A 2,905-nucleotide genomic window follows, 5' to 3' on the forward strand; every position below is an offset into this window, starting at 1 on the left:
CTCAGGCTCCGTCCTGTGGCTGCGCTGACCCAAGGAGAAGTCATGCCCGACACACCCACCGCCCCAATCATCCCGCCGACCCCGGACCTGCCGTTGGCGCCCGAGCGGACGCATGCGCCGCTCGAGGAGTCCAACGCCCCGGCCGACGAGCCGTGGACCACACCGGCAGACCCTGCCTCGGTCCTGCCCGCGACGACGGGAGAGCCGCTGTTCCCCCGCGGCCACCTCACCGGATGGGCGACGCCATGAGGCACGACGACGAGCGCAACACCCAGCGCGAGCCCGAGGCGCGAAACGTCGACTGGCCCGACCTCGTGGCCAAGTGCGAGCGGCGCGGCGTGCCCGTGCTGCGCCTCGACGAGCACGGCGCCCTACACCTCATCCGCACCTGCTCCCAACTCCTCAGCGAGTGGGAGCAGTGACCACAGACCACCCCGCCGCACCGCGGCAGGGCCAACAGGAAGAAGGACCAAGCATGACCGACACGACGACTACGACCGGCGAACAGGGGCCCGCCATGCCGGCCAACGCGAGCGAGAACCTGAAGCACGCCGTCGGCTGCCCCGAGGGCCGCGTCGAGACGACCAACCACGACAGCGTCACGACCACACACTGCGTCGACTGCGGCGCGCACTGGCCCGAGGCGCCGACCATCAGCGGCGCCCTGTCCGGCGTAACCCCCGACCACTCCGACCTCATGCGGGAGGCAGGACGATGACCACACACGGCACCTACGTCGACGGCAAGGGCTGGTACGACGCCACCATCAACGGCTACGTCGAGAGGCCCGACCGGCTCACCAAGACACTCCACAGCACCGCAGGGCAGCCCCGCCCGTTCCAGGCCGTGGAGTGGCGCGAGGATGACCACTCGACCCCCGAGGCATCCCGGCAGGTTCAGGCCGCCAAGCTCCAGGCCGATCAGGCGGGGGCATGGCGCCCCGACCCCCGCATGGAGGAACTACGGCAACTGCGCGCCAACAACCCCGCCGCTTTCGACCGGATCGCGCGCGGGTCCAACCGGATCGCACTCGGCAGCTACGAGGCCGGGCTCCGGGCTCACGTCGCCCAAGGGGGCCAAGTTCCCAAGGGTGTGGCTCGCCCGGGAGATGTGGTCAGCGAGGGCCAGTCGTGACCACTGACGCATACGAGCCGCAGCCCGTTGGGCCCAGCACGCACACGCATCCGCACCTGACAGAGCACACCATCACTCTGGCTGGCCAGACGCACACCCAGTGCGACGCGTCCGGGAGTCTGGTGCAGGTCGGATACGACAGCCGGCTGCCGTGCTGCGGGCGGCTCGTGTCCTCGTTGACCGCGGGCGAAGTCCTGCCGACCATCGCCTGACGATGGACACGGCACACAGGCGTGGCGTCAACGTCACCCGCGGGGATCATCGGCGAGAGGGACCGCGGCGGGATCGATGGGCAGCGAGCGGATCACCTTTCGACCGCGGAGACCTGCTCAGCGCCACGACGCGAGGACCGGTGTCGAGCTCAGCGCTCTGCATCGGTCCTCGCGACCCGGGGGGACACTCCCAACCCAGCACACCGCCGGACCGCCGGGGAGGTGACTCGCTGTCCACACACCTGAGTTTTCTTCGATGCCGAACCCTTCGACGTCGAACCTTTGAACCCTCCGCACATCTGAGAGCCCTCCCCGGCGGGCCGACGGTGTGCTGGGCTGGGGGCCTCCCCCCATGCCCGTGACGGTTCGGCGGTGACCGGCGGCCCCTCGCTTGACGTGGTGACCTGGTCGCTCAACCTCGGAAGGTGTGGCAAAATTGGTATTTCGTTCTGGCTCCAGTGGCCGAGCGTGCCCCTATATGCTGCTGCTCGACCGGAGCGCCCCGACGGAGAGAGGGAAGTCATGAAGCGCACCACTGCGACGAAGCAGCGCGAGGGCTCTCGACGGACCTCTTCCTCAGAGGTCATTGTCGTCTCGTCCAAGCAGTGGAAGCGGTTGGAGCGGACTTCCGACGCACGCGTGCCTGAGGGGCTTGCCCGCCTCGTCATGCATCACCGCGCCGCGCATTGAGCAACCGCGACGTAATCGCGCTCAAGAAGGGCTACAAGTTCGGCAGCTTCACCTGCGGCAACGAGCGGATGGACAGGTGGCTCACCTCGAGCGCGAGACGGGACGGCGGCGAAGGGAACAACCGCACGCACCTGTGGGTGGACTGCGAGACTCAGGAACTGCTGGGCTATTTCACGTTGGCGCCCGCTGTCATCACAGACAACCCATTCACCGGACAGACGCGACCCGCCATCTTGCTGGCCAAGCTCGCAATCGCGGAGCACCTGCGCGGACAGGAACCGAAGCAAGGGCACGCGCTGCTATACGAGGCGTTCCGGGTGGCGCTCGAGGCGGCGGACCTCGTGGGTGGTCGTTACCTTGTCGTCGACCCGCAGAGCGATGCTCTTGTCCCGTACTACGAGGACCTGGGTTTCGAGCTGGCAGAGGGCGACGCAGACCAAGGTCTGCGGATGCTCCTGAAGATGTCGGCCGTCCGCAGAGCGTTTCAGGAGCAGGCCGGTTCCTAGCCGAGAACGACGCAGCGACGCTCTGGCGCCGTCGGATGCCGTAGGGGCCATCACCCGGCGACGACAAGCCCCACGGTCGCCACGACGAGGCCCAACGTGGCGACCACGAGCGCCCACGTGGCCACGAGCAACTGCCGAGATGCGCGCCGCTGGGCTTCCATGTGCGCTTCGGCCACCCACACGTCGAGCAGGGACTGCGCTCCCCACGACACGTTCGGTCCGCCGACTTCGTTGAGTAGGGCGCGGATGCGCTCGAGGTCCGTCGCGCTGACTTGGTCGACCGTCTGCCTGGTCTTTGTGCCTCGCATGGGTCGGGAGCATTCCACAATGAGAGCGACCCCCGGCACTATCTCTGCCGGGGGT

General features: G+C 68.2%; 7 protein-coding genes. 6 read left to right on the plus strand and 1 reads right to left on the minus strand.

The window, feature by feature from the left end; all coding sequences use genetic code 11:
• Nucleotides 1-42: 42 nt before the first annotated feature.
• From N864_RS20895 to N864_RS20920, 6 genes are all read left to right on the plus strand, one after another.
• Complete coding sequence (locus N864_RS20895) at nt 43-249, plus strand: hypothetical protein (RefSeq protein ID WP_034721933.1); 207 nt, start codon at nt 43-45, stop codon at nt 247-249.
• Nucleotides 246-422, plus strand: a complete 177-nt coding sequence (locus tag N864_RS20900; protein WP_155893045.1) for a hypothetical protein — start codon at nt 246-248, stop codon at nt 420-422. The genes N864_RS20895 and N864_RS20900 overlap by 4 nt, the downstream gene beginning before the upstream one ends.
• Before the next feature lie 53 nt (nt 423-475).
• The gene (locus N864_RS20905) at nt 476-718 is read left to right on the plus strand and encodes a hypothetical protein (RefSeq protein ID WP_034721936.1); all 243 of its coding nucleotides are present in this window, start codon (nt 476-478) and stop codon (nt 716-718) included.
• On the plus strand, nt 715-1,134 hold the full coding sequence (locus N864_RS20910; protein ID WP_034721938.1) for a hypothetical protein: 420 nt from the start codon (nt 715-717) through the stop codon (nt 1,132-1,134). The genes N864_RS20905 and N864_RS20910 overlap by 4 nt, the downstream gene beginning before the upstream one ends.
• Nucleotides 1,131-1,346: a hypothetical protein gene (locus N864_RS20915; protein WP_034721939.1), complete on the plus strand. Its 216-nt coding sequence runs from the start codon at nt 1,131-1,133 to the stop codon at nt 1,344-1,346. Before N864_RS20910 ends, N864_RS20915 begins: the two co-directional genes overlap by 4 nt.
• Before the next feature lie 686 nt (nt 1,347-2,032).
• Complete coding sequence (locus N864_RS20920; protein ID WP_155893046.1) at nt 2,033-2,542, plus strand: hypothetical protein; 510 nt, start codon at nt 2,033-2,035, stop codon at nt 2,540-2,542.
• A gap of 50 nt (nt 2,543-2,592) precedes the next feature.
• On the opposite strand, the gene N864_RS20925 is transcribed toward N864_RS20920, so the two are convergent.
• Nucleotides 2,593-2,850, minus strand: a complete 258-nt coding sequence (locus N864_RS20925; protein WP_034721943.1) for a hypothetical protein — start codon at nt 2,848-2,850, stop codon at nt 2,593-2,595.
• Nucleotides 2,851-2,905 lie beyond the last annotated feature (55 nt).

The organism is Intrasporangium chromatireducens Q5-1, from assembly GCF_000576575.1.
Classification (GTDB): domain Bacteria; phylum Actinomycetota; class Actinomycetes; order Actinomycetales; family Dermatophilaceae; genus Intrasporangium_A; species Intrasporangium_A chromatireducens.

Excerpts from the sequence above, each read along its gene's own strand:
- N864_RS20895 (WP_034721933.1), top strand. The coding sequence starts at position 43 with ATGCCCGACACACCCACCGCCCCAATCATCCCGCCGACCCCGGACCTG.
- N864_RS20900 (WP_155893045.1), top strand. The coding sequence starts at position 246 with ATGAGGCACGACGACGAGCGCAACACCCAGCGCGAGCCCGAGGCGCGA.
- N864_RS20905 (WP_034721936.1), top strand. The coding sequence starts at position 476 with ATGACCGACACGACGACTACGACCGGCGAACAGGGGCCCGCCATGCCG.
- N864_RS20910 (WP_034721938.1), top strand. The coding sequence starts at position 715 with ATGACCACACACGGCACCTACGTCGACGGCAAGGGCTGGTACGACGCC.
- N864_RS20925 (WP_034721943.1), bottom strand. The coding sequence starts at position 2,850 with ATGCGAGGCACAAAGACCAGGCAGACGGTCGACCAAGTCAGCGCGACG.